Below are 24,461 nucleotides of genomic sequence, written 5' to 3' on the forward strand. Positions count from 1 at the left end.
CCCCGTGCGGGTCCTGGGCGTTGATCCGGGCCTGACGCGGTGCGGGCTCGGCGTCGTCGACGTCGAGCCCAGCCGCCGCGCCCACCTGGTCGCGGTGGGCGTGGTGGGTACCGACTCGGCGACTGCCCTCGACGGGCGGCTGCTGACCATCGCCACCTCGATTGACGCCTGGCTCGATGAACACGTCCCTGACGTGCTGGCTGTGGAGCGGGTGTTCAGCCACACCAACGTCAGCACCGTGATGGGCACCGCCCAGGCCAGCGGCATCGTCATTGCCGCCGCCGCCCGCCGGGGCATCCCGGTGGCGCTGCACACCCCCACCGAGGTGAAGGCCGCGGTGACCGGGTCCGGCTCCGCCAACAAGGATGCCGTCGGCAAAATGGTCACCAAGATCCTGCGTCTGGCCGCGCCGCCGCGCCCGGCCGACGCCGCCGACGCCCTTGCCCTGGCCATCACGCACGCGTGGCGGCGCACCGCGCTCGGACCAGGCCGTTCCACGGCGGGATCCGCCACGAAAGCCCCCGCCCGCGCCGCGGCCGGAGCTGGCGGCGGAACGGGCCTGACGGCGGCGCAGCGGCTCTGGGCCGAAGCCGAAGCCAAGGCACGGCGCACGGGCCGCTGAGGTTGCACCGCCCCGCGGCCCGTTGACCGGCGGCTGGCAGCCGCCTGGGGAGACCCGCAGCGCCGGCGAAACGCGGGCCGACGGCGTCCGGTGCGGAATCGCGGCCGGACCCAAGTAGGGTATTCGTAGCTATGTTCTATGAATCCGTTGGAGTCCTCCCATGATCAGTTCCCTTCGCGGCACCGTGGCCCAGGTCGGGCTGCACGCAGCCGTCATCGAGGTGGGCGGCGTCGGCATGTCCGTCCAGGCCACGCCACAGACCCTCAGCGGCCTGCATGTGGGCCGTGAAGCGCAGGTGTTCACTTCGCTGATCGTGCGCGAGGACTCGCTGACGCTCTTCGGCTTCGCCGACGCCGAGCAGAAGGAGGTCTTCGAGACCCTGCTCGGGGTCAGCGGCGTCGGCCCCCGCCTCGCCCTGGCCGTGCTGGCGGTGCACTCCCCGGAGGACGTGCGGCGGGCGGCGTCCACCGAAGACGTGAAGGCCTTCACCAAGGTTCCCGGCATCGGCCCGAAGGGCGCCCGGAAGATCCTGCTGGAACTGGCCGACAAGCTTGTTCCACTCGACACGCCCGGCACGTCGCCGGCCGCACCGGCTTGGCAGGACCAGGTGCTGGCCGCCATGACCGGCCTGGGCTGGAACGAAAAGGACGCCACCGCCGCGATTGACGCGGCCATGGCCGAGGAGCCGGAGGTCGCTGCGTCCGGGCAGGTCGCTGAAATCCTGCGCGTGACCCTTCGCCGGCTGGGCCAGGACGGCCGCCGGCCCGCGGCCCGCAGCGGGAAGGCCGGCTGATGGCACCAGGTGCCGATCCGCTGGTCGCCGCGACCGGCGACCCCGACGACAAAGCCATCGAAGCGGCGCTGCGGCCCAAGAACCTGGACGACTTCGTCGGCCAGAAGCGGGTGCGCGAGCAGCTGGCCCTGGTGCTGGAGGCCTCGAAGCTGCGTGGGCGCAGCGCGGACCACGTCCTGCTCTCCGGCCCGCCCGGACTGGGCAAGACCACGCTCTCGATGATCATCGCGGCCGAGATGAACGCACCGCTGCGGATCAGCTCCGGCCCTGCCATCCAGCACGCCGGAGACCTCGCCGCCATCCTGTCCTCGCTGACCGAGGGCGAAGTACTGTTCCTCGACGAGATCCACCGCATGTCCCGTCCCGCTGAGGAAATGCTCTACATGGCGATGGAGGACTTCCGGGTCGACATCGTCGTCGGCAAGGGTGCCGGTGCCACCGCCATTCCACTGGAGCTGCCGCCCTTCACCCTGGTCGGAGCCACCACCCGCGCCGGGCTGCTGCCCGGACCGCTGCGGGACCGGTTCGGGTTCACCGGCCACCTGGAGTTCTACTCCGCGGAGGAGCTGGAGCTCGTGCTGCGCCGCTCGGCCATGCTGATGGACATGAAGGTGAACTCGGCCGGATTCGCCGAGGTCGCCGGCCGGTCCCGCGGCACGCCGCGCATCGCCAACCGGCTGCTCCGCCGGGTCCGGGACTGGGCGCTGGTGCACGGCGTCGAACAGATCGACTCCAGGGCCGCCTCCGCGGCGCTGGACATGTACGAGGTCGACGCCCGCGGCCTGGACCGCCTCGACCGCTCCGTGCTGCACGCGCTGGTGACCAAGTTCAACGGCGGCCCGGTCGGCCTGAGCACGCTGGCCATCGCCGTGGGGGAGGAGCCGGAAACCGTGGAAACGGTGGCCGAACCCTTCCTCGTCCGTGAGGGCCTGCTCGGCCGCACGCCGCGCGGACGGATCGCCACGCGCGCCGCCTGGGAACACCTGGGCCTGCAGATGCCGGAAGGCGCCGCCGGCCTGGCCGCCGGAGCCTTCACCGGCGCCGCTCCGCTGCCGTTGTTTGACGGCGACGGCGACGGCGACGCCGCGCCGTCGCCGGGCCTGGAACGGGACTGATTGATCCGCCCCCGGCCCCACGGAAGGGGCGCCGCGAACCGGTGCGAGCAGAAAAGCCGGAAACTTAACCTCCGCGGCGTCCGTTGTCCCATAGACTGGGCACGCCCGGCCGTGTGCAGCGTGCCCGGAAGCGGTCCGTGGTCCCTACGCCGCGGGCGTGGCCGAAGAGCCAATCATCAGCTGTCAACAAGATCGGAAATTCCTCAGTGTTCGTGAACATTCTGGCCCAGACCAACGGCGAGCAGGCCACCGGCGGCGGCCTCATCAACCTCATGCTGCCCGTGCTGCTGATCCTGCTGGTCTTCATGATGTTCCGCAAGAACAAGAAGACGCAGCAGCAGATGGCGCAGCAGCGCACCCAGATGGTCCCCGGCACCGAGGTGATGACCAACTCCGGCATCTTCGGCACCATCGTCTCCATCGACGCCGACGAGAACAAGGCCGTCCTGGAGCTCTCGCCCGGCAACACCGCCACCGTGCACCTGCAGGCGCTGACCAAGGTTGTCACCCCGGTCGCCGAAGAGGAGCAGCCGCAGGTTCCCGACGACGCCTCCGCCCTGACCGGCGATGCTCCGGCACCTGAGCGCCCGGTCGACGTCGACCCCGCCGATCAGGCGAACCGCGACAAGAACAAAGAGAACTAGACTCTTCCGAAAGCCGCGGACCCGATCGGGTCCGCGGCTCCCGGCGGCCCGCGGCGGTCCGCCGGTTTCTCACGCCTGAAGGAATAACCATGTCTCGTACCGGTCCCGGATCGGCGGCGAAGAAGACACTCACCTGGCTGGGTGTCCTTTGTGCTGCGCTGGCCATGCTGCTCGGAGGTGCCTCGCTGTGGGGCGGAGCCTCCTGGACCCCCAAGCTCGCCCTTGACCTTGAGGGCGGAACGCAGATGATCCTCTCGCCCAAGGTCCAGGGCGGGGACAGCAACATCAGCGAGGAACAGCTCGACCAGGCGGTGGAGATCATCCGCCAGCGGGTCGACGGCAGCGGCGTCTCCGAGGCCGAAATCAGCACCCAGGGCAACACCTCGGGCAACCGCAACGTGGTGGTGTCCCTGCCCGGCGCCCCCGACGCCGAGACCCGTGAACTGATCCAGGCTTCGGCCTACATGGAATTCCGCCCGGTGCTCTACGGCGGCGCGGGCATGGCTCCGGCAGCCGAAACCCCGACGCCGGATGACCAGCTTCCCCAGCCCGCGGGAGAACCCGCGGACGCCTCCGACACCAACTGGATCACCCCGGAGATCTTCCGCGAGTTCGAGGCCCTGGACTGCACCGACCCCGCGGTCCTGGAAGCAGCCACCGAGCCGGCGCCGACCGACCAGCCGATGGTCGCCTGCGAGCCGGACACGATGGGCAAGTACATCCTCGGCCCGGTCGAGGTGCCCGGATCCCAGATCTCCACCGCCAGCTTCGGCATGGCCCAGGGCGGCAACGGCGCCTCCCTGAACCAGTGGGCCGTGAACATCGAGTTCAACAGCGAGGGCAGCGAGACCTTCCGCGGCGTCACCGAGCGGCTCTTCAGCCTCACCGGAGCGCAGAACCAGTTCGCGATCGTGCTGGACGGGCAGATCATCAGCGCCCCCACGGTCAACGCCGTGATCACCGACGGCAAGCCGCAGATCACCGGCAACTTCACCGAGGAGACCGCGCGCAACCTCTCCGAGCAGCTGAAGTACGGCGCCCTGCCGATCAGCTTCGACATCCAGTCCGAGCAGCAGGTCTCCGCCACCCTGGGCGCCGACCAGCTCCGGATGGGCATGATCGCGGGCCTGATCGGCCTGGTCCTGGTCGCCGTGTACTCGCTGTTCCAGTACCGCGCCCTGGGTTTGGTGACGATCGCCTCGCTCGTCGTCGCCGGCGTGCTCAGCTACCTGGCGATCACCATCCTCGGCTGGTCCCACAACTACCGGCTCTCGCTGGCCGGCGTGGCCGGCCTCATTGTGGCCATCGGCCAGACCGCCGACTCCTTCATCGTCTACTTCGAACGCATCAGGGACGAACTGCGGGACGGCCGCGGACTGGTCTCCGCCGTGGACAACGGCTGGAAACGGGCCAAGCGGACGGTCCTGGCCTCCAAGGCCGTCAACCTGCTGGCCGCCGTCGTGCTCTATTTCGTGGCGGTGGGCAACGTCCGGGGCTTCGCGTTCACCCTTGGCCTGACTGCGATCGCGGACCTGATCGTCGTGTTCATGTTCACCCATCCGACCATGGTGCTGCTGGCCCGCACGAAGTTCTTCGGCCGCGGCCACAAGTGGTCCGGGCTGGACGCGAGCCGGCTCGGCGCCGTTCCGCTCTACCGCGGGGCCGGACGCCTGCGTGAACCCGGAACGGCTGCGCCCAAACAGGTCAAGGCCCGCAACAAGGGGGCACTGAAGGAAGCCGAGCGCCGCATGACGATTGCCGAACGCAGGGCCGCCGAAAGGGCGGCCGAGCAGGACAGCAGCAGGACAGATTCCATGGCCGGCAGCGGCCGCACCGGCTCCCAGGAGGACGCCAAGTGAGCAGGTTCAGCTTCTCGACCTTCGGCAACGAGCTCTATTCCGGCAAACGGTCCTACAACTTCGTCGGCAAGGCGCGGCTGTGGTTCCTGATCGCCGCCGTCGCCATGGTGATTTCGATCCTGATCCCGGTGGTCAAGGGCGGCTTCAACCTCGGCATCGACTTCCGCGGCGGCAGCGAGTTCACCATCTCCGGCGTCGAAAAGACCGACGTCGCCGCCGGTGAGGAGGCCGTCTCCTCCATCGTCGGCGGCGCGGAGGCCCGGGTGACCAACATCGCCCCCGGCACCATGCGGGTGCAGACCGAAACCCTCAGTGACGACCAGACCCTGGAGGTCAAGGACGCCCTGGGCGAGGCCTACAACGTCTCCGACGAAGAGGTAACCTCCACGTTCATCGGCCCGGTGTGGGGCGAGGGGGTGAGCCGGCAGGCACTGATCGGCCTCATCGTGTTCGTCGCCCTGGCCGCGGTGCTGATGGCGATCTACTTCCGCACCTGGAAGATGTCGCTGGCGGCGATCACCGCCCTGGTGACCGTCATGGTCGTCACGGCGGGCGTGTACTCGCTCAGCGGGTTCGAGGTCACGCCGTCGGCGATCATCGGCTTCCTGACCGTGCTGAGCTATTCGCTGTACGACACGGTGGTGGTCTTCGACAAGGTGAGGGAAAACACAGCCGACCTCGCGAACCGCACCAAACGCACGTTCGCCGAGGAGGTCAACCTCGCCGTCAACCAGACCCTGGTCCGCTCGATCAACACCTCGGTGGTGGCGGTGCTGCCGGTGGCGTCCATCCTGTTCATCGGTGCGTACCTGCTGGGTGCCGGCACCCTGAAGGACCTTTCGCTGGCCCTGTTCATCGGCATCATCCTGGGCACCGTGGCCACGGTCTTCATTGCCGCGCCCATGTACGCCTGGCTGCGCCGCAACGAACCGGCAATCGTGAAGCAGGCGAAGAAGGTGGCCCAGCGCCGCAAGCTCGAAGCCCGCGAGCAGGACGGGCAGTCCCAGGATGGGGAGCCCGACGGCGCCCGCGCCGCCGGGGGCACGGCGGCGTCCTCCGCCTGACCCACCTGCCCCGCCGAAGCCCGGCGGGAAGCGTCAACCGCATTTGCGCGGTACGGCAGGCCGTGCACCCGGACCGGGTGCACGGCCTGCTGCGTTGCCGGGTCCGGCTGCGTCCGCCCCCGATGCAGCTCCGGGCAGGAGCCCAGCCGTGTTGCCGCTTCCGCCGCCGGCAGCCCGGAGGTGGCAGAATCCGCGGCAGCGGAAGGTACTGGTGCGGGTCGGGGGAGGCATAGACTGGACGCTAAAGGTTTTTGCTGGCAACGAAAGGGCGGCAGTGGCCGAGAGCGCACGATCGGCGTCAAGCACGCAGAAGGTCAAGGCACCGGAGAAAGACGGTGCGGGTCCTGTTGCGCCCCCGAACGGCGCTTTGGAATCGTCCCGGCCCGGCGGCGGGGTGCCCTCTTCCGCACCGGTCGGCGGCGCCGCGTCCGACAAGGCCGTCGCCGTCCCCGCACCCGTGCCGGCCCCGACTCCTCCTCCTGTGGTCCGGCCCGGCCGCCGCACCGGTACCAGGGCGCGCCTGGCGCGCCTGGCCGGACGCAGCCAGCCCGGCTATTCGCCCATGCTGGAGCCGCTGCTGCGCACCGTGCGCGCGAACAATCCGCGCGAGGATCTCGACCTGATCCAGCGGGCCTACCTGGTGGCCGAACGCAGCCACCAGGGCCAGACCCGCAAGAGCGGGGACCCGTACATCACCCACCCGGTGGCCGTGGCGACGATCCTGGCCGAACTGGGCATGAGCGGGACAACGCTCGCCGCAGCCCTCCTCCACGACACCGTGGAGGACACCAGCTACACGCTCGATGAGCTGCGGCGGGACTTCGGCCCCGAGGTCGCCATGCTGGTGGACGGCGTCACCAAGCTGGATAAGGTCACCTTCGGCGACGCGGCGCAGGCCGAGACCGTCCGGAAGATGGTCGTGGCCATGGCGAAGGACATCCGCGTCCTCGTCATCAAGCTGGCCGACCGGCTGCACAACGCCCGAACCTGGCGGTTCGTCTCGCCCCAGTCCTCGGCCCGCAAGGCCCGAGAGACGCTGGAGATTTTCGCTCCGCTGGCCCACCGGCTCGGCATGAACACGATTAAGTGGGAGCTCGAGGACCTGTCCTTCGCGGCGCTGCACCCGAAGGTGTACGAAGAGATCGTCCGCATGGTGGGGGACCGGACGCCCGAACGGGAGAAGTACCTTTCCACCGTCCGCTCCCAGATCGCCGAAGACCTGCACACGGTGAAGATCAAGGCGACCATCACCGGCCGCCCGAAGCACTACTACTCGATCTACCAAAAGATGATCGTGCGCGGCAAGGATTTCGATGACATCCACGACCTGATGGGCGTGCGGGTGCTCGTCGACTCGGTCCGTGACTGCTACGCCACCCTCGGCGCCCTGCACGCGCGCTGGAACCCCCTGCCCGGGCGGTTCAAGGACTACATCGCGATGCCGAAGTTCAACATGTACCAGTCGCTTCACACCACGGTGATCGGCCCGGGCGGCAAGCCGGTGGAAATCCAGATCCGCACCCACGACATGCACCGCCGCGCCGAATACGGCGTCGCGGCACACTGGAAGTACAAGGACGGCGCCCGCCGCCAGGGCGGCGCGGCCCCGGCCCCGGACAACAACGACATGGGCTGGCTGCGCTCCCTCGTGGACTGGCAGCAGGAAACCTCCGACCCCGACGAGTTCCTCGATTCGCTGCGCTTCGAGATCAACGCGCAGGAAGTGTTCGTCTTCACCCCCAAGGGCGAGGTCATGGCTCTGCCCGCCGGGTCGACGCCGGTGGACTTCGCCTACGCCGTGCACACCGAGGTGGGGCACCGGACCATCGGCGCCCGGGTCAACGGCAAGCTGGTGCCGCTGAACAGCGAACTGCAGCACGGCGACTGGGTGGAGATCTTTACCTCCAAGGCCGAAGGCGCCGGGCCAAGCCAGGACTGGCAGGGGTTCGTCAAGAGCCCCCGGGCACGGAACAAGATCCGCCAGTGGTTCTCCAAGGAGCGCCGCGAAGAGGCGATCGAAAAGGGCAAGGACCTGCTCACCCGCGGCATGCGCAAGCAGAACCTGCCGCTGCAGCGGCTCATGACGCACGACGCGCTCACCGCCGTCGCGCAGGAGCTGCACCACCAGGACATTTCGGGCCTGTACGCGGCGGTCGGTGACGGCCACACCTCCGCTCAGAACGTCATCGAACACCTGGTCTCACTCATGGGCGGGCACCAGGGTGCCGAGGAGGACCTGGAGGAGGCGCCGATCTCCTCGCAGGTCCGCCGTCCCAAGTTCTCCGACTCCGGCGTCACGGTGCGCGGCGTCGGCGACGTGTGGGTCAAGCTCGCCCGCTGCTGCACTCCGGTGCCGCCGGATCCCATCGTCGGATTCGTCACCCGCGGCTCGGGCGTGTCGGTGCACCGCAGCGACTGCCGCAACGTCCACGACCTGCGGGACCAGCCCGACCGCATGGTCGACGTGGAATGGGCACCGACCCAGTCCAGCGTCTTCCTGGTGGAGATCCAGGTCGAGGCACTGGACCGCAAGAGCCTGCTCTCCGACGTCACCCGCGTCCTGGCCGAGAACCACGTGAACATCCTCTCGGCGAGCGTGAACACCTCCAGCGACCGGGTGGCCATGTCCAAGTTCGTTTTCGAAATGGGCGACCCGAAGTACCTGAACCACATCCTCAACGCCGTTCGCCGGATCGATGGCGTCTACGACGTGTACCGCACCACCGGATCCCAGCGTCGGCCCTGAGCCTCATCCTCCGGCAGGCATGGCCTGCCTCAGGCTGCGCAGCGCATGCTCCCGGCCGGGAGCATGCCTGCGGGCCAGCACGACGGCGAGGACGTGCGCCAGCGGGCAGGCCAGGTCCGGATCGGTGCCCAGGAGCGCCAGGGCGGGCACCGCGCGGGCGGCCGGCTCGTGATAGGCCAGGTCCAGCGCCGTCCGCAGCGGCGAGGTGACGCGCGCCGCCCCCAGCGTTACGACGTCGGCCGGGCCGAGCCGCACCTCGTGCAGGACAGCTCCGGGCATCCACGTGCTGCGGCGGGACCTGTCGGCGAGCAGCACCGGCCGTCCCGGCGCGTCGGCGCAGCCGTGGACCCAGGCAGCGCTCATCCGCCCCAGGACCGCCCGCGCCCTTACCGCGTCCGAGAGCCGCCACATCGCAGCCGCTGCACGTTCCGCCGGGCCGGGCAGGGTGTGCGCCTCGGCGTAGGCGCCCGCGTAGACATACCGCAGGAGCCCGTCCCGGCGCATCCCGGCCAGCTCCACCGCCGAGAACGGAGCGCCGGGCAGGAACAGCCGGATGCCCGGCGGCGTGCTGCGGGCATCCGGCGCGGGCGGGGGCATACCGCCCAGCGTGCCCACTGCCGCCGGGAAGCGCAAAGCCCCGGCGGCTTCCTGTGGAAACCGCCGGGGCTTTGCGGCGGACGGCGAAAGGCCGGCCGCCGTCGGCGCGGGTTAGGAGAAGTCCTGCGCGGACTTCTGCAGCATGTCCAGCCACTGCCGGCGGGCCTCAAGGGCCTCGCGCGCGGCGGCGATCCGCCGTGCGTCACCGTTGCTCTCGGCCGCTGCCAGGTCCTCCTCGAGGGAGGCGATCACGGCCTCGAGCTGGCTCAGGGCGCTGTTGGTCCGGGCCTTGGTCTCAGGGTTGGAACGCTGCCAGTGCTCGTCCTCGGCGGCCTTCACGGCCTCCTCGACGCGGCGCAGCCCGGATTCCATCCGGCCCATGTCGGCGCGGGGCACCTTGCCCGCGGCCTCCCAGCGGTCCTGGATCTCGGTCAGGGCACGCCGTGCCGCCCGGTGGTCCTTCACCGGCAGCAGGGCCTGGGCCTCCTTGAGGATTTCCTCCTTGACCAGCAGGTTCGCGGCGAACTGCTCATCAATGACCTCGTTGGCGGCCTGCCGGGCCGCGAAGAACCGGTCCTGGGCTGCCCGGAAACGGGCCCACAGTGCGTCGTCGTCCTTGCGGCTGGCCCGCTTGGAGGCCTTCCACTCGTCCATCAGGCGCCGGTACTCCGCAGCCGTGGCACCCCAGTCGGTGGAGTCGGCAAGCTCCTCGGCCCGGGCGATCAGGGCCTCCTTGGCCTTCTTGGCCGCAGCGTTCTCGTTGTCCAGCTGGGAGAAGTAGGCGCGGCGGTGGCGGTCGAAGACGGTCCGGGCGGAGCGGAACCGCTTCCAGAGGGCGTCTTCGGTGCTGCGTCCCAGCCGCGGGCCGTTCTTCTGCGAGGTCTTCCAGGCGTCGAAGAGCTCGTTCATGCGGTTGCTGCTGGTCTTCCACTGCACGGTGGCGGGATCCTTGCCGGCAATGTCCTCCGCCTCGGCGACGATCGCCTCGCGGGCGGCGAGCTCGCGGGCCTTCGCTGCGTCCTGCTCGGCACGCTCGGCGGCCTCGGCCTCGGCGATGCTTGCCGACAGGGCCTCGATGCGCGCGTCCAGGGAGGCGACGTCGCCCACGAACTTCCGCTCGGCAACCTGCTCGGCGAGGTGCTTGAGGGTCTTGCCCATATCCGCGGCGGGCGCCTTGGCGGCCAGGCGCTGTTCCAGCAGCGCTGCCTGCGCGACCAGGTCGTCATACTTGCGCACGAAGTAGGCCAGCGCCTCCTCCCGGGTGGCGTCAGGGTACTGGCCGACGGGGTGTTCGGCGCCGTCGACCAGGAGGAAGACGTGGCCGTCCTCTTCGACGCGGGCAAAGGCGGCAGCCTCCTCCAGCGTCGTCTGGTGCAGGGCAGGCGCAGCAACCACGGGCTGCGGCGCCGCAGCTGCGGCCGGGGCCGAAGCGGGATGGCGCGCAGCGAAGGCGGCGGGGCTGGGCGTGCCGGGCCGGGGTGCGGCCGGCCGGCCCGTCGTGTCGTCGGATTTCTGACTGTCTGTCACCGCTAAAAGTCTTTCGCTCGGGATAATCGGAGCCCGGTTGCCCGGTCGTGTTCCGTTTAGTTCAGGGTAAACGAATCTATCGCCACCGCTGTCTTGGGCCGGCCGTCCTGCTGGTCCGCCTCAATGCCGCCGGCGGCCACTGATTCCAGGACGTCCAGCCCTGACGTTACCTTACCCATTATCGTGTAGCCGCCGCCGTCCTGGGTGATGCGCGAATCCTTATATGTAATGAAGAACTGGGTGCCGTGGCTGTCCGGCGTCGCGCCGCGGGCCACCGCGATGGTGCCGGCCGGATACACGCCGTCGGCCGGGGCGTTCTCGATCGGGCCCCACCGGAAATCCGGGTCGCCGCTGCCTTCTCCGTCCTCAGAGCCGCACTGCAGCACGCCCATGTCCGGGGTGGCCGTCAGCCGGTGGCAGCTGCGCCCGGCCAGGGTGCCGTCGTCGGCCAGCTGCTTGAACACTGCCACCGCCTGCGGCGCGGCGCTGCCGTCCAGCTCGACGCCCAGCTCACCCACGTTCAGGTCCAGGGTGCCGGTGAAGGTCCGGCCTCGGGCGGTGTCGGGGTCCGGAACGCCGGCTGCGGTCCGGGCATCGCGCTCCTGCTGGTCACGGATCAGCGCCATGTCGTCGGGCGCGGGGTCGTTGGAGAACCAGAAGGCCTGCAGGGCGACCGCGAGCACCAGGGCCAGCAGTCCCGCCAGCCCTGCGAACAGGTTGTCCCGCCGACGGCGCCGGACCTGCGCCGCGGCCAGGGCACGGCGGGCCTCCATGCGGGCGATCCGGCGTCGGGTCTCGCGGTCAATGCGTTTGGTGGGCACGCTCTCCTCCTGGTCTGCCGGGCCGCCCGGGGAGGACAGCGGGGACGACGGCGCCCTCCGCGGCACGGGGAGCCGCCGTAGGGCTAAAATGAGTGCCGCACACAGTCTAAGCACCGTCTGCAGAACCCACCCTCCACGGAGACGGCCCCGGCCTGCCCGCGGAGCCCGCACCGATTTTCCCAAGGAGCTTCCCCGCATGGCACGCAAGGCCTCTCTGTCCGGTTTCCCTGAATGGCTGCCGCAGGAGCGCCTGGTGGAACTGCATGTGCTCGACGTGCTGCGCCGCACCTTTGAACTGCACGGCTTCACCAACATTGAAACCCGGGCCGTGGAGACCGTGGGCCAGTTGCTGCGCAAGGGCGAGATCGACAAGGAGGTCTACGCCCTGAGCCGGCTGCAGGCCGAGGAGGGCGAAGCCGGGCGCGAAGATCCGAACCGGCTGGCGCTGCACTTTGACCTGACCGTGCCCTTTGCCCGGTACGTGGTGGAGAACGCCGGGCACCTGTCCTTCCCGTTCCGCCGCTACCAGATCCAGAAGGTCTGGCGTGGAGAGCGTCCCCAGGAGGGCCGCGCGCGGGAGTTCACCCAGGCCGATATCGATGTGGTGGGCGACGGTGAGCTGCCGTTCCGGTACGACGTCGAGCTGGCGCTGGTCATCGCCGAGGCGCTGGGCGCGCTGCCGATTCCGGAGTTCCGGATCCGGGTCAACAACCGCAAGCTGGCGGAGGGCTTCTACCGCGGCATCGGCCTCACCGATACCGCCGGAGTGCTGCGCAGCATCGACAAGCTGGAGAAGATCGGCGCCGAGCGGGTGGCCGAGCTGCTCCGCGATGAACTCGGTGCGACCGACGAGCAGGCGCAGGCCGCCCTGGCGCTGGCCTCCATCCGCACGGAAGACACCTCCTTCGTGGAGCAGGTGCGCGCCCTGGGCGTCCAAGACGACCTGCTGGAGGAAGGTCTGGCCGAGCTGGGCGAGGTCATCGCCGAAGCCGGACGTCGCGCACCGGGCCGGGTCCTGGCGGACCTGAGCATCGCCCGCGGCCTGGACTACTACACCGGCACCGTCTACGAAACCGTCCTGGTGGGCCACGAGCAGCTTGGCTCCATCTGCTCCGGGGGCCGTTACGACGCGCTGGCCGCCAAGGGCAACCGGACCTTCCCCGGCGTCGGGCTGTCCATCGGCGTCACCCGCCTGGTCTCGCGGATCCTGAGCCAGGGTTTCGCCGAGGCCAGCCGCAGCGTGCCGACGGCCGTGCTGGTCACCCTGACCGACGACGGATCGTGGTCGGCGGCGCAGGACGTCGCCGCGCAGCTGCGCGCACGGGGAATCAGCGTGGAGGTCGCCGCGAAGGCGGAGAAGTTCGGCAAGCAGATCAAGTACGCCGACCGCCGCGGCATCCCCTTCGTCTGGTTCACGTCGGAAGACGGCACGCACGAGGTCAAGGACATCCGCTCCGGAGACCAGGTTCCCGCTGATCCCGCCGCCTGGATGCCGCCCGCGGAGGACCTCGCGCCTCAGGTGCGCGCGGCCGCGGCCGCGGCCACGCCGGCGCCGTAGCGGCTTAGACCTTCGGCCGGCGGCGCCGGTGTCAGGCGCCCCGATAGAGCAGGGCCGCCTGCACCCGTGACGCGACACCCAGCTTGGCCAGGACGCGGGAGACGTGTGTCTTGACGGTCGTCTCCGCGATCCCGAGCCGGGCGGAGATGTCCTGGTTGGACAGCCCGTCGGCCAGGCAGTCCAGAACGGCCTGCTCGCGGGCGGTCAGTGTATCCACGGGCGCGGCCGGGCCCGTGCCGGGTGCGCGGCCTGCACCCTCCGCGCCGCCGGCACCGGCCGCCGGTCCTCCGCCCAGCGCCGCGGCGATCAGCGTTCCGGTGACCTCGGGGGAGAGGACGCTGTCGCCGTCGGCCACCCGGCGGACGGCGCGGACCAGCTCCGCCGGCTCGGCCGTCTTGAGCAGGAAGCCCGCCGCGCCGGCCCGGAGCGCCCGGAAGACGTAGTCGTCGATCTCGAACGTGGTGAGCACCAGCACCGCGGCATGTCCGGCACCGATGATGGCTTCCGTGGCGTCGATGCCGTCCATGCCGGGCATCTGCACGTCCATCAGCACCAGATCCGGCCGCAGGGCGCGCGCCATTGACACTGCAGTGGCGCCGTCTGCCGCTTCGCCGACCACCTCGAGGCCGTCGGCGGCGTCGAGGATCATGCGCAGCCCGCCGCGCACCGCGAAGTGGTCGTCGGCCAGCAGGATCCGTACGGTCATTGGGGTCCTTCCGTGAGGGGGAGACGGGCCGCGACGCGCCAGAGGCCGTTCTCGGCGCCCGCCGTGAGGGTACCGCCGAGCCGGGCGGCCCGCAGCTTCATGTTCCGGATTCCGGAGCCGGCATTGATGCCGACGGCGGCAGCATCCGCACCGGCAGCGTCCACACCGGTTGCCGGCTCCGGTACCAGGCTGTTGGCGACCTCGAGGAGCAGCGCGCCGCCGTCGTCGGTGCCAAGCCGGACCAGCACCTCCCTGCCGGGAGCGTGCCGGATGCAGTTGGTGAGGGCTTCCTGCACGATCCGGAACACCCCGGAGCGCAGGGCGGCGGGCGCCTCGTCAGGCAGGATTTCCCCGCCGGTGATCCGCACCGGGGTGCCCGCTGCGGCAGCGGAGCCCGCGAGGTCCGCGAGGTCGGCCTGCCCGGAGACGGGCAGCCCGCGGCCGTCCCGGGACTCGAGCACATCGATCATGCTGCGCATCTGCTCGAGGGCGCGCAGGCTTTCGGCACGGACCTGGCCGAGCACCCGGGAGGTCAGCGCGGGATCCGCTGCAGCCGCCGCAGCGCCGCTCTGCAGCGCGATCGCGGACAGATGCCCGGCAATCGAATCATGCAGTTCGCGTGCCATCCGGGCCCGCTCCTCGGTGACGGCCAGCTCCAGCTGGAGGGCCGCCACCTCGCGGGCGTGGAGCGCATCCCGGCGTTCGGCCTCGGCGCGGGCGCGGGCATCCTCGGCGCGGTCCCGCTGCGCCCGCAGGTCCCCGGCCCACCAGACCGGCATCAGGAAGACCACCAGCGCCTGCACCGTCGCCAGCACGGTCGTCTCCACGTCGCGGTAGGAGGCGGCGACGACCACCACCATGACGGCCGCGAGGGCCTGCGCCACGCGGGCCGTTGCCCGGCTCAGCCGTGGGCGGCCGTACAGGATGCCGGAGTAGATGGCCTCGAAGGTGAGCAGGAAACCGGTCACGCCCGCGTCGGCCAGCAGGCACAGCACCGCCGCCGGGCCGGTCAGCGCGAGCATGAGCGGGACGTTGGCGCTGCGGAAGAGCAGCCCCGCGCAGCCGAGGAGCAGATAGGCGAACCAGTCCCAGGGCGGCCCGGGCAGCCCGGAACCGGGCAGGAACGTCGCGACGTTGGCCTGCATCAGCATCAGCACTGATCCGGCCGCGAAATAGCCGGCGGCGGCAACCACGCCGCCGGGCCAGATCCGGGGCCCGGGGCTGCCGGCGGCGGGGACGGCGCTGCCTGCGGCGGGCGGAGAGCTGGCGGAGGACATGCCTTCACCCTAGCCAGCCGCGCGGCCCCGGCACGTCCCCCGAACGGAGGACATGCCGAAGCCGGGCCCGGAGGAGCGGGATGGCCGGCGCAGGAGGCCGGAGGCGCGGCTCGAGGCGCGGCCCGGATGCGCCGGCGGTACGGTCAGCCCGGCGGCGGGAGCAGGCCCGGGGCGTCCTGCCCGCGCCGGAAGCTCAGCCGCACCACCAGCCCGAACAGCAGCACGATCCCCATCCACGCGATCACCAGCGGCGGCAGCGCCAGGGCCAGCAGCAGCGCCCCGGCCAGGCCGAGGAAGTTGAGCAGCCGCGGGGCGAACCACGGGCGGGTCCGCAGGGCGAAGGCCCCCATCGCCGTCACCGCCGCATACAGGAGCAGTCCGAAGGACGCGGCTGCGAGGAGGGTGGTCAGCTCCGTGCTCAAACACAGCAGCACGACGACGGCGCCGGCCGCCGCCTCCGCCGCCCACGGCTGGGCCTGGACCCGGGCTGCCAGCGCCGACCCGGGCAGGGCCTGCCGGTTGCCTGCCGGATGCCCGGAGCCGGGGACGCTGCCGGATTCCGAACCGGCGCTGCGGAACAGCCGCGGCAGGTCGCCGTCGTCCGCCATCGACGCCGCAGTGCGTCCGATGGCCCCGATCAGTGCCCACGCGCCGCCCAGCCCGGCGACCGCGGCGGCGGCGGTGACCGCTCCCGTGCCGACCGTGCTCTGCACCGACTGGACCGGGACCAGCAGAGGAGCCTCGGCGACCGCGAGGGCGGACGGGCCGAAGAAGGCCAGCAGCGACTCGCCCACCGCCAGATACAGGGCGAGGACGACGGCGACGGCGGCCGGCAGCGCCCGCGGAATGTTGACGCCGCTGCGCCTCACCTGCGGCCCCATGGACGCCAGCCGCGAGTAGCCTGCGAACGCAAAGAACACCACCCCCGCGGCCTGCAGCACCCCGGCGGCGGTGGGCTCCTCGGGTGCCGGCAGTCCCGCCGTCGGCCGCTCCGGGACGCTGAACGCGGCGATGGCCGCGAACCCGGCCACCGCAATCACGAAGGCCACGATGAACCTCGACGCCCAGGTGCCGCGGACGGCACCGAGGATGTTGGCCACGGTGAGGGCCGCAACGGCCGCCGCGGCGGCGATTCCGGCACGGTCACCGAAGACGTAGGTGCCGAAGGTCAGCGCCGCGGTTCCCGCGGCCGCGAGCAGCGCGCAGATCAGCAGCCAGCCGGTGAGGAAGCCGGCGTAGGGTCCCAGCAGCATGCGTGCCGCGGTGCGCGCGGCTCCGCCGTCGCGCAGCCAGCCGCGGTCCGTGCCGGGCAGCCGGTCATCGACCGCGCCGGCGAGCTGGTAGGTGGACACCGCACAGCAGTAGGCCACCAGGGCCGCGATGAGGCAGGGCGCCAGCAGCAGGCCGCCCGAGGCGGCGACGGCCGGCGGGAACACGACGAACAGCCCGGTCCCGATCATGGATCCCAGCCCGGCCATGGTGGCATCGAAGCCGCCGAGGGGACGCACGGGCTTGCTGCTGGGCATGGACCTCCTGCCGGGCCGCAGGCGGCGGCGGGGAAACGGAGCGAACACCGGTAAACTCTTGTGGAGATCTCTATTCACCTTGAGCGGGAACCGTGTTTTCCGCAAGCAATCTTTGAGAGGACTGCTTTGCTGCGCACACATGCGCTTGGCACCCTGAGGGCCGAGCATATTGGTCAGACCGTCACCCTTGCAGGCTGGGTGGCCCGGCGCAGGGACCACGGCGGCGTCGCCTTCCTCGACCTGCGTGATGCCTCCGGCGTGGCGCAGGTGGTGGTGCGGGAGGAGGAGGTCTTCCACGGGCTGCGCAACGAATACGTCCTGCAGATCACCGGCAAGGTGGAAAAGCGGCCCGAGGGCAACGAGAACCCGGCGCTGGCCACCGGCGAGGTGGAGGTCATCGCCGACGAGGTGGTCATCCTCAACACCTCCGATCCGCTGCCCTTCCAGATCGACGAGCATGTGGAGGTCGGCGAGGAAGCCCGCCTGAAGCACCGCTACCTCGACCTGCGCCGCCCGGCCCCGGCCGCCGCGCTGCGCCTGCGCTCCGAAGCGAACCGGGTGGCCCGCGAGCTGCTGCACGATGAGGGCTTCGTCGAGATCGAAACCCCCACCCTGACCCGCTCGACGCCTGAAGGCGCCCGCGACTTCGTCGTTCCGGCCCGCCTGGCCCCGGGCTCCTGGTACGCCCTGCCGCAGTCCCCGCAGCTGTTCAAGCAGCTGCTGCAGGTCGGCGGGTTCGAGAAGTACTACCAGATCGCCCGCTGCTACCGCGACGAGGACTTCCGCGCCGACCGGCAGCCGGAATTCACCCAGCTGGACATCGAGGCCAGCTTCGTCGAGGAAAACGACATCATCGCCCTGGGCGAGCAGATCGTGAAGTCGCTGTGGAAGCTGATCGGCGTCGAGATCGAAACCCCGATCCGCCGCATGACCTACGCCGAGGCCATGGCGAAGTACGGCTCCGACAAGCCCGACCTGCGGTTCGGTCTGGAACTGACCGAACTCACCGAGTTCTTCAAGGACACCACCTTCCGCGTCTTCCAGGCCCCGTACGTCGGCGCCGTCGTGATGCCCGGCGGTGCCTCGCAGGCCCGCCGCACCCTCGACGCCTGGCAGGAATGGGCGAAGCAGCGCGGCGCCAAGGGCCTGGCCTACGTGCTGGTCCAGGAGGACGGCAGCCTGACCGGCCCGGTGGCCAAGAACCTCACCGACTTCGAGCGCGAGAACCTGGCCGGCACCGTCGGCGCCCAGCCCGGCGACTGCATCTTCTTCGCCGCCGGTGACCAGTCCTCGGCCCGGGCGCTGCTCGGAGCCGCCCGCGTGGAGATCGGCCACCGCACCGGACTCATCAATCCCGGCGACTGGGCCTTCGTGTGGGTTGTCGACGCGCCCATGTTCGAGCCCGCGGCAGCGGCCGTGGCAGCCGGTGACGTCGCCGCAGGAGCGGGGGAGTGGACGGCCGTGCACCACGCGTTCACCTCGCCGAAGCCCGAGTTCCTCGACACGTTCGACACCGACCCCGGTTCCGCGCTGGCCTACGCCTACGACATCGTCTGCAACGGCAACGAAATCGGCGGCGGGTCCATCCGTATCCACCGCCGTGACGTGCAGGAGCGCGTGTTCAAGGTGATGGGCATCTCCGAGGAAACCGCGCAGGAGCAGTTCGGGTTCCTCCTGGAGGGCTTCAAGTACGGCGCCCCGCCGCACGGCGGCATCGCCTTCGGCTGGGACCGGGTGGTGGCCCTGCTGGCCGGCGCCGAGTCCATCCGCGACGTCATCGCGTTCCCGAAGTCCGGCGGCGGCTACGACCCGCTGACCAACGCTCCGGCTCCGATCAGCGCGCAGCAGCGCAAGGAAGCCGGCGTCGACTTCAAGCCGGAGAAGAAGCAGGACAAGCCTGCCGACGCTCCCGCTTCCCCGTCCGGCCGGTAACGAAGCCGGGCCTGTAGCCAGGTCCGGTCTGCGACGAAGCCCGGCTGCCGTGTTGGCAGCCGGGCTTCGTGCGCTCCCGCCCCGAGGCGGCCCGGCCCGCAGGCGGGGTCAGGCGAACGCCGGCACGCTCAGGTTCCGGAACGCGGACCCGTGGAAGACCAGCGGTTCGTGCCGTTCCTCGTGCGTGGAGTAGCCGTGTACCCGCAGCAGCACCACGGCGTGGTCTCCGGCCGGGACCTCGTTCTCCACCGAGCATTCAAGCCAGAGCGCAGCCTCGTCGAGGAACAGTGCGCCGGTTTCCGCCTGGTGCAGGCTGAGGCCGGCGAAACGGTCCCCGTCGCGGGAGGCGATCTGGCGGCAGACGCCGTCGTGCCCGGTGCCGAGGACCGAGACGCCGATCCTGCCGGCCCGCTTCAGGACCGGCCAGGTGCGGGAGGAGTTCTGCACGGCGAACATCACCAGCGGCGGATCGAGGGAGACCCCGACGGTGAAGGACGACGCGACGATGCCCTGCGGGCCGCCGTCGACCTCTGCGCAGAGAGCGGCGATGCCGGAGGGGAAGCGCCCGAAGGCACGGCGCAGGGCGGTCGGCTGGAGATCGGTAACAAGTGTCATGGGACGTCCTCTGCCTGAGGCGCCCTCCGCGCTGCTGCATGCGAAGGGACGCTGTACTTGCCGCAGCGGGAAATCCACCGGAGCGGCCGAATCGTCACCTGGAGCACCCCGCTACGGCGAGAGGGTTGCCGTCCAGCCGGCCAGGGCCTCTGGCTGGAACTCTTGATTCTGGCTCCCAATCTAGGGCCGGCACGGTCGAGGGGCAAACGGCCCGGCCGACGGCGGGCCCGGGCCGCAACAGTTTGTAACGCCGCCTGAACGCAGGGCGCGCGTCGTCGGCGCAGCCGCCCGGCAGCCCGGTAGTAGGGTGTGGGCATGAGAGAGCGCTGGTTCAAGCAGGTGGACGTGTTCGGCAGCAGCCCGTATCTGGGCAACCCCGTGGCCGTGGTGCTGGAGGGCCAGGACATCTCCGACCAGGCCATGCAGCAGTTCGCCCGCTGGACCAATCTCTCGGAGACCACGTTCCTGATGCCGCCGACCATCGCCGGCGCCGACTACCGCGTCCGGATCTTCACGCCGAACGGGGAGATCCCGTTCGCCGGGCATCCCACGCTGGGCAGCTGCCACGCCTGGCTGGAGGCGGGCAACCGGCCCCGCACTCCCGGCACGGTGCTCCAGGAGTGCGAAATCGGCATCGTCACCCTGCACGCCAACGCCGGGCTGGCCGCCTTTGAAGCTCCGCAGCTGCGGCGCAGCGGCCCGCTCGACGACGCCACCCTCACCCAGGCGGTGACGGCCCTGGGCCTGCGCATCGACCAGGTCCGCGACCATGCCTGGGTGGACAACGGACCCGGCTGGCTCGGCCTGCTGCTGGCCGACGCCGAGACGGTCCTCTCGCTCAAGCCCGACAACGCCGCCCTCGGCAGCCTGCGGGTGGGCGTGATCGGCCCCTACGAGGACACCTCGGAGGCCGATTTCGAGGTCCGCGCCTTCGTGCCGGCCCTCGGCATCGCCGAAGACCCCGTCACGGGCAGCCTCAACGCCGGCCTGGCCGTGTGGCTGATCGGCGCGGGCCTGGCGCCCGACCGCTACGTGGTGAGCCAGGGCACCGCCGTCGGGCGGAAGGGCCGGGTGCGGGTCTTCCAGCGCGACGGCGGCATCTGGGTCGGCGGCGAGTCCGTCACCTGCGTCGACGGCTCCGTCCGCCTCTGACCGACCGATGACCCGAGGAGCCCGCTGTGTTCAGCCTCTATGACCTGCCGCGGCGGATCATCGCCGCCCCCATGGCCGGCGGCCCGTCCACGCCCGAACTCGCAGCCGCCGTGTCCGACGCCGGCGGCCTGGGTTTCCTGGCCGGAGGCTACCTGGCCGCCGATGTGCTGGAAGGCCGGATCGCACGCCTGCAGGACCTGACGCGGCGCCCGTTCGGAGTGAACCTTTTCGTCCCGGACGCGGCCAACACGCAGGAGACGGCGTCCACCTCCGGCACCGGCCCGGACGCGTACGAGGCGGCCGCACAGTACCGCGGCCAGCTGCTTGATGAGCAGGCCACGGGTGCCCTGCCGCCCACGCGGCAGCCGCTGCCGCTGCCTGACGCCGCCGACGACGACGGCTGGGAGGCGAAGCTGGGCCTGGTCCTGGAGATGTCGGTACCGGTGGTGTCCTTCACCTTCGGGGCGCCCACCGCCGAGGTGGTGGGGCAGCTGCACGAGGCGGGAACCGCCGTCGTCATCACCGTCACCGACCCCGAGGAGGCGGAAGCCGCCGTCGGATCCGGGGCGCGGATCCTCTGCGTCCAGGGCCCCGACGCCGGCGGCCACCGCGGCACGCTGCGCACCGCCGCCGAGCCGGGCACCGATGCGCTTCCGGACCTGCTCGAGGGTGTGCGCACCGTCCTCGGGGACGTCCTGCCCGGACCGCGCGAAACAGTGCAGCTGATCGCCGCGGGCGGGATCAGCGGGCCGGGGCAGGTGGCGGAGCTGCTGACGGCCGGGGCGGACGCCGTCCAGGTGGGCACGGCCCTGCTGCTGGCGCCTGAAGCCGGAACGCACCCGCTGCACCGCCAGGCCCTGGCGGGGGAGCGGTTCGCCGATACGTCGCTGACCCGGGCCTTCTCCGGCCGGTGGGCACGCGGCCTGACCAATGACTTCATGCGCCGGCACCGTGACGCGCCGGCCGCCTACCCGCTGGTCAACCAGATCACCCGGCCGCTGCGGGCGGAAGCCGCCGAGCGGGGAGACGCCGACCTGATGAGCCTGTGGGCCGGGCGGGGCTTCCGTGAGGCCCGCCCGCTGCCGGCTGCCGGGATTGTCGAGGAGCTCTGGGCCGGAGTGCGCTGAGCGTCAGTCCGGCAGATGGATGGTGACGGCTACGGAACACGCGTCGGATGCAGCTCTGCGCAGCGACGCGAGGTTCGGGTCCTGCACATCGACCGGGCGCAGCAGCGGCAGCCGGCTCCATGGCTGCAGGGCCCTGGCCTCCCGCAGCTGGCTGATCAGCAGCCGGTCACCGCCGGCGGCCAGATACTGGGGCGCGGCGTCCCCGGCCGATGCTGCGGCAAAGAGCACCGCGGCCGCTGATGCCGCCGCCTCCACCAGTGCATCGGCCTGGTTGGCGCGCCGTCGGGCGTAGCGCTGCTGGGAGCCGCCGCCTGCGGCGGTCCGGCCCTGCACATACCGGCTGCCCGTCTTGGAACGCAGCAGCCGTCCCTCCCTGGCCACGCCCACGGCCCAGCCGCCGCGGCGCACCAGCACCAGCCCGACGGTGCGCGACTGGCCGGCCAGCGCAGCGAGGCGCCCGACGTCGTCCGCACCGCGTCCGGGACGTCCGTCCTCAGGCCAGGGCGCAGCCAGCACGGCCCGGGCACCGTTCGCCGCTGCCGCCTCCAGTCCCTCATCGGTGGCCGTGACCGTCAACGGCCCCTGGGCGGCGGCGAAACGGTCGAGCCAGCCGGCCAGCCGGGGGCCGGGCACGCTCGTCCGACGGGTTACGGTCATGATCAGGTCCTTGCGGTGTGCTGGGAGGGGTCGGGGCCGGTGCTGGGTGGATCGCTGGCGGTGCGGTGACTCTGTCGAGTCTGCCAGACCCCGCCGGCCGGACCCTGCCTCAGCACTTCCGGGGGTGCTGCGCGGCCGGCGCCGCGGACTGTCCGCGGGCACCAGTAGGCTGGAACGGTGAGCGATTTGTTCAGCAGCGCCTTCGATGAGGACCGGGACGACGCCGACGAGGCGCCTGCGGGAAGTGCGGCGCGGCGCCCGCGCAGTCCGCTGGCGGTCCGGATGCGGCCCCGCAGCCTGGACGAGGTGGTCGGGCAGCAGCATCTGCTCGGACCCGGCTCGCCGCTGCGGACCCTGGCTGAGTCCGCCGATGACCGGAACCCCGCCGGCCCCACCTCGGTCATGCTCTGGGGCCCGCCGGGCACCGGCAAGACCACCCTTGCCCATGTCGTGGCGCGCGGCGCCGGGCGCAAATTCGTGGAGCTGTCCGCCATTACCGCCGGCGTGAAGGACGTCCGCCGGGTCATGGAGGAAGCCCTCACCAACCGGGACCTGCACGGCATTACCACCGTGCTGTTCCTCGACGAGATCCACCGTTTCAACAAGGCCCAGCAGGACGCCCTGCTGCCCGGCGTGGAAAACCGCTGGGTGGTCCTGATCGCTGCCACCACGGAGAATCCGTCGTTCTCCGTGGTCTCCCCGCTGCTGTCCCGGTCCCTGCTGCTGACGCTCCGGCCGCTGACGGAACAGGACATCGCCGGGCTGCTCAACCGGGCGGTGGCGGACGAACGCGGACTCGCCGGCCGGGTCACGTTGAGCGACGAGGCCCTCGAACACCTGGTCCGGCTTGCCGCCGGCGATGCCCGGCGGGGCCTCACCGCTTTGGAGGCGGCCGCCGGCGTCGCCTTCTCGGAACGCGGGTCCGACGACGGCGGGGTGCCGGTGATCCTGCTGCCGCACGCCGAAAAAGCGCTCGACGTGGCGGCGCTGCGCTACGACCGGGCGGGAGACCAGCATTATGACGTCGCCAGCGCCTTCATCAAATCCGTCCGCGGCTCCGACGTCGACGCCTCGCTGCACTATCTGGCACGGATGCTGGAAGCGGGGGAGGACCCGCGCTTCGTCGCCCGGCGGATCATGATTTCCGCCGCCGAAGACATCGGCATGGCTGATCCCACCGCCCTGCAGACCGCCGTTGCCGCGGCGCAGGCCGTGCAGCTGGTCGGCATGCCGGAGGCCCGGATCATCCTGGCCGAGGCCGTGGTGCACCTGGCGACGGCACCTAAGTCCAACGCCGCCTACGCGGGAATCAACGCCGCAATCGCCGATGTCCGCGCCGGCCGGGGCCAGGGGATCCCTGCGCATCTGCGCGACGCGCACTACCCGGGGGCGAAGCAGCTGGGCCACGGCCGCGGCTACGTCTATTCGCACGACGCACCGCACTCGGTGGCGCGGCAGCAGTATCCGCCGGACGACCTGGTGGGCCGCAACTACTACGAGCCCACCGGCAACGGCGTGGAGCGGGAGATCGGGCCGCGCCTGGAACGGCTGCGCGGCATCATCCGGGGCACGCCGATGCCCCTGCGGGCGGCACCGGCGGCGGCCCCGGCACTGGCGGCGGCTGCGGCTGCTGCGGCCGCTGCGGCTGCTCCGGAAGCGGTTGCTCCGACGGCGGACGCGCCGGCTGCTGCCGGAGACGCGGCTCCGGTATCGGAGGTGGCGGCCGCCAAGCCCGCGACGTCGACGGCCGTGCCGGAAAAGCCTGTGTCGGAAATGCCTGTGCCCGAGGTTCGGCCGGCCGGCGGCGCGGACGCCGGGCCTCGGGCGCAGGCAGCCGCACCTGACGCAGAGAAGCCGCAGCCGAAAACCAAGCCCCGGGCGAAGACCAAGGCCGGAACCCCGCCCCAGCCGAAGGCTAAGACCCCGCCCAACCCCTAGGCCACATCTGTTGCCGAACCGGCCACCGGGCCCTCCGTCGGGACTGCTGCAGGGGCAGCGCGCAACGCCCGGGAGGCGCCGGCGGCGGCCGGCGTCGGGTCGGATTACCGGCGGTGCAGGCCGTGCTAACATTGACGGTTGACTGGCAAGCCCGTGCCGGACGCCTTCGTGCGCCTCGGCTCGGG

At 71.1% G+C, this 24,461-nt stretch carries 19 protein-coding genes, 1 pseudogene and 1 riboswitch; of the genes and pseudogenes, 12 read left to right on the plus strand and 8 right to left on the minus strand.

Annotated features, from left to right (window positions below; all coding sequences use genetic code 11):
• Positions 1–4 precede the first annotated feature (4 nt).
• From ruvC to AC5RUW_RS05325, 7 genes are all read left to right on the plus strand, one after another.
• Entirely contained in the window at positions 5–622 is a 618-nt protein-coding gene (gene ruvC / locus AC5RUW_RS05295; RefSeq protein WP_494159740.1) for a crossover junction endodeoxyribonuclease RuvC, read from the plus strand.
• Between the two features lie 160 nt (positions 623–782).
• Positions 783–1,415 carry a Holliday junction branch migration protein RuvA gene (gene ruvA / locus AC5RUW_RS05300; protein ID WP_494159741.1) on the plus strand — a complete coding sequence of 211 codons (633 nt, stop codon included), beginning with the start codon at positions 783–785 and terminating at the stop codon, positions 1,413–1,415.
• The gene (gene ruvB / locus AC5RUW_RS05305) at positions 1,415–2,530 is read left to right on the plus strand and encodes a Holliday junction branch migration DNA helicase RuvB (protein ID WP_494159742.1); all 1,116 of its coding nucleotides are present in this window, start codon (positions 1,415–1,417) and stop codon (positions 2,528–2,530) included. Before ruvA ends, ruvB begins: the two co-directional genes overlap by 1 nt.
• A gap of 206 nt (positions 2,531–2,736) precedes the next feature.
• Positions 2,737–3,174, plus strand: coding sequence for a preprotein translocase subunit YajC (yajC, locus tag AC5RUW_RS05310; RefSeq protein ID WP_494159743.1), 438 nt, complete (start codon positions 2,737–2,739; stop codon positions 3,172–3,174).
• Positions 3,175–3,263: 89 nt separating this feature from the next.
• Positions 3,264–5,033 (plus strand): protein translocase subunit SecD, encoded by a 1,770-nt coding sequence (gene secD / locus AC5RUW_RS05315; RefSeq protein WP_494159744.1) that lies wholly within the window; start codon positions 3,264–3,266, stop codon positions 5,031–5,033.
• Entirely contained in the window at positions 5,030–6,097 is a 1,068-nt protein-coding gene (gene secF / locus AC5RUW_RS05320; protein WP_494159745.1) for a protein translocase subunit SecF, read from the plus strand. The genes secD and secF overlap by 4 nt, the downstream gene beginning before the upstream one ends.
• Positions 6,098–6,491: 394 nt before the next feature.
• Positions 6,492–8,843, plus strand: coding sequence for a RelA/SpoT family protein (locus tag AC5RUW_RS05325; protein ID WP_494159746.1), 2,352 nt, complete (start codon positions 6,492–6,494; stop codon positions 8,841–8,843).
• A 3-nt stretch (positions 8,844–8,846) separates the two neighbouring features.
• On the opposite strand, the gene AC5RUW_RS05330 is transcribed toward AC5RUW_RS05325, so the two are convergent.
• The 3 genes from AC5RUW_RS05330 to AC5RUW_RS05340 form a co-directional block, all read right to left on the minus strand.
• Complete coding sequence (locus AC5RUW_RS05330) at positions 8,847–9,440, minus strand: hypothetical protein (protein WP_494159747.1); 594 nt, start codon at positions 9,438–9,440, stop codon at positions 8,847–8,849.
• Positions 9,441–9,551: 111 nt separating this feature from the next.
• On the minus strand, positions 9,552–10,991 hold the full coding sequence (locus AC5RUW_RS05335) for a DUF349 domain-containing protein (protein WP_494160195.1): 1,440 nt from the start codon (positions 10,989–10,991) through the stop codon (positions 9,552–9,554).
• A 32-nt stretch (positions 10,992–11,023) separates the two neighbouring features.
• Positions 11,024–11,788, minus strand: a complete 765-nt coding sequence (locus AC5RUW_RS05340) for a peptidylprolyl isomerase (RefSeq protein ID WP_494159748.1) — start codon at positions 11,786–11,788, stop codon at positions 11,024–11,026.
• A 196-nt stretch (positions 11,789–11,984) separates the two neighbouring features.
• Here AC5RUW_RS05340 and hisS point away from each other — a divergent pair, with 196 nt between their 5' ends.
• Complete coding sequence (gene hisS, locus AC5RUW_RS05345) at positions 11,985–13,346, plus strand: histidine--tRNA ligase (protein WP_494159749.1); 1,362 nt, start codon at positions 11,985–11,987, stop codon at positions 13,344–13,346.
• A 31-nt stretch (positions 13,347–13,377) separates the two neighbouring features.
• On the opposite strand, the gene AC5RUW_RS05350 is transcribed toward hisS, so the two are convergent.
• The 3 genes from AC5RUW_RS05350 to AC5RUW_RS05360 form a co-directional block, all read right to left on the minus strand.
• Positions 13,378–14,052 (minus strand): response regulator, encoded by a 675-nt coding sequence (locus tag AC5RUW_RS05350; protein WP_494159750.1) that lies wholly within the window; start codon positions 14,050–14,052, stop codon positions 13,378–13,380.
• The gene (locus tag AC5RUW_RS05355) at positions 14,049–15,329 is read right to left on the minus strand and encodes a sensor histidine kinase (RefSeq protein ID WP_494159751.1); all 1,281 of its coding nucleotides are present in this window, start codon (positions 15,327–15,329) and stop codon (positions 14,049–14,051) included. The genes AC5RUW_RS05350 and AC5RUW_RS05355 overlap by 4 nt, the downstream gene beginning before the upstream one ends.
• A 143-nt stretch (positions 15,330–15,472) precedes the next feature.
• Positions 15,473–16,855: an APC family permease gene (locus tag AC5RUW_RS05360; RefSeq protein WP_494159752.1), complete on the minus strand. Its 1,383-nt coding sequence runs from the start codon at positions 16,853–16,855 to the stop codon at positions 15,473–15,475.
• 126 nt (positions 16,856–16,981) lie between these two features.
• On the opposite strand from AC5RUW_RS05360, the gene aspS reads away from it, so the two are divergent.
• Positions 16,982–18,787 (plus strand): aspartate--tRNA ligase, encoded by a 1,806-nt coding sequence (gene aspS / locus AC5RUW_RS05365; protein WP_494159753.1) that lies wholly within the window; start codon positions 16,982–16,984, stop codon positions 18,785–18,787.
• A 108-nt stretch (positions 18,788–18,895) separates the two neighbouring features.
• Here aspS and AC5RUW_RS05370 read toward each other — a convergent pair whose 3' ends face one another.
• On the minus strand, positions 18,896–19,402 hold the full coding sequence (locus tag AC5RUW_RS05370; protein WP_494159754.1) for a flavin reductase family protein: 507 nt from the start codon (positions 19,400–19,402) through the stop codon (positions 18,896–18,898).
• 48 nt (positions 19,403–19,450) lie between these two features.
• Positions 19,451–19,570: riboswitch (SAM riboswitch) on the minus strand.
• A gap of 147 nt (positions 19,571–19,717) precedes the next feature.
• On the opposite strand from AC5RUW_RS05370, the gene AC5RUW_RS05375 reads away from it, so the two are divergent.
• Both AC5RUW_RS05375 and AC5RUW_RS05380 read left to right on the plus strand, forming a co-directional pair.
• The gene (locus AC5RUW_RS05375) at positions 19,718–20,554 is read left to right on the plus strand and encodes a PhzF family phenazine biosynthesis protein (protein ID WP_494159755.1); all 837 of its coding nucleotides are present in this window, start codon (positions 19,718–19,720) and stop codon (positions 20,552–20,554) included.
• Between the two features lie 26 nt (positions 20,555–20,580).
• On the plus strand, positions 20,581–21,681 hold the full coding sequence (locus AC5RUW_RS05380; protein WP_494159756.1) for a nitronate monooxygenase: 1,101 nt from the start codon (positions 20,581–20,583) through the stop codon (positions 21,679–21,681).
• Between the two features lie 3 nt (positions 21,682–21,684).
• On the opposite strand, the gene AC5RUW_RS05385 is transcribed toward AC5RUW_RS05380, so the two are convergent.
• Positions 21,685–22,338: an acVLRF1 family peptidyl-tRNA hydrolase gene (locus AC5RUW_RS05385; RefSeq protein ID WP_494159757.1), complete on the minus strand. Its 654-nt coding sequence runs from the start codon at positions 22,336–22,338 to the stop codon at positions 21,685–21,687.
• Between the two features lie 177 nt (positions 22,339–22,515).
• On the opposite strand from AC5RUW_RS05385, the pseudogene AC5RUW_RS05390 reads away from it, so the two are divergent.
• A pseudogene (locus AC5RUW_RS05390) lies at positions 22,516–23,907 on the plus strand (replication-associated recombination protein A); the annotation flags it as partial.
• Positions 23,908–24,461: the final 554 nt, after the last annotated feature.

The organism is Arthrobacter sp. Y3222053, assembly GCF_059092805.1.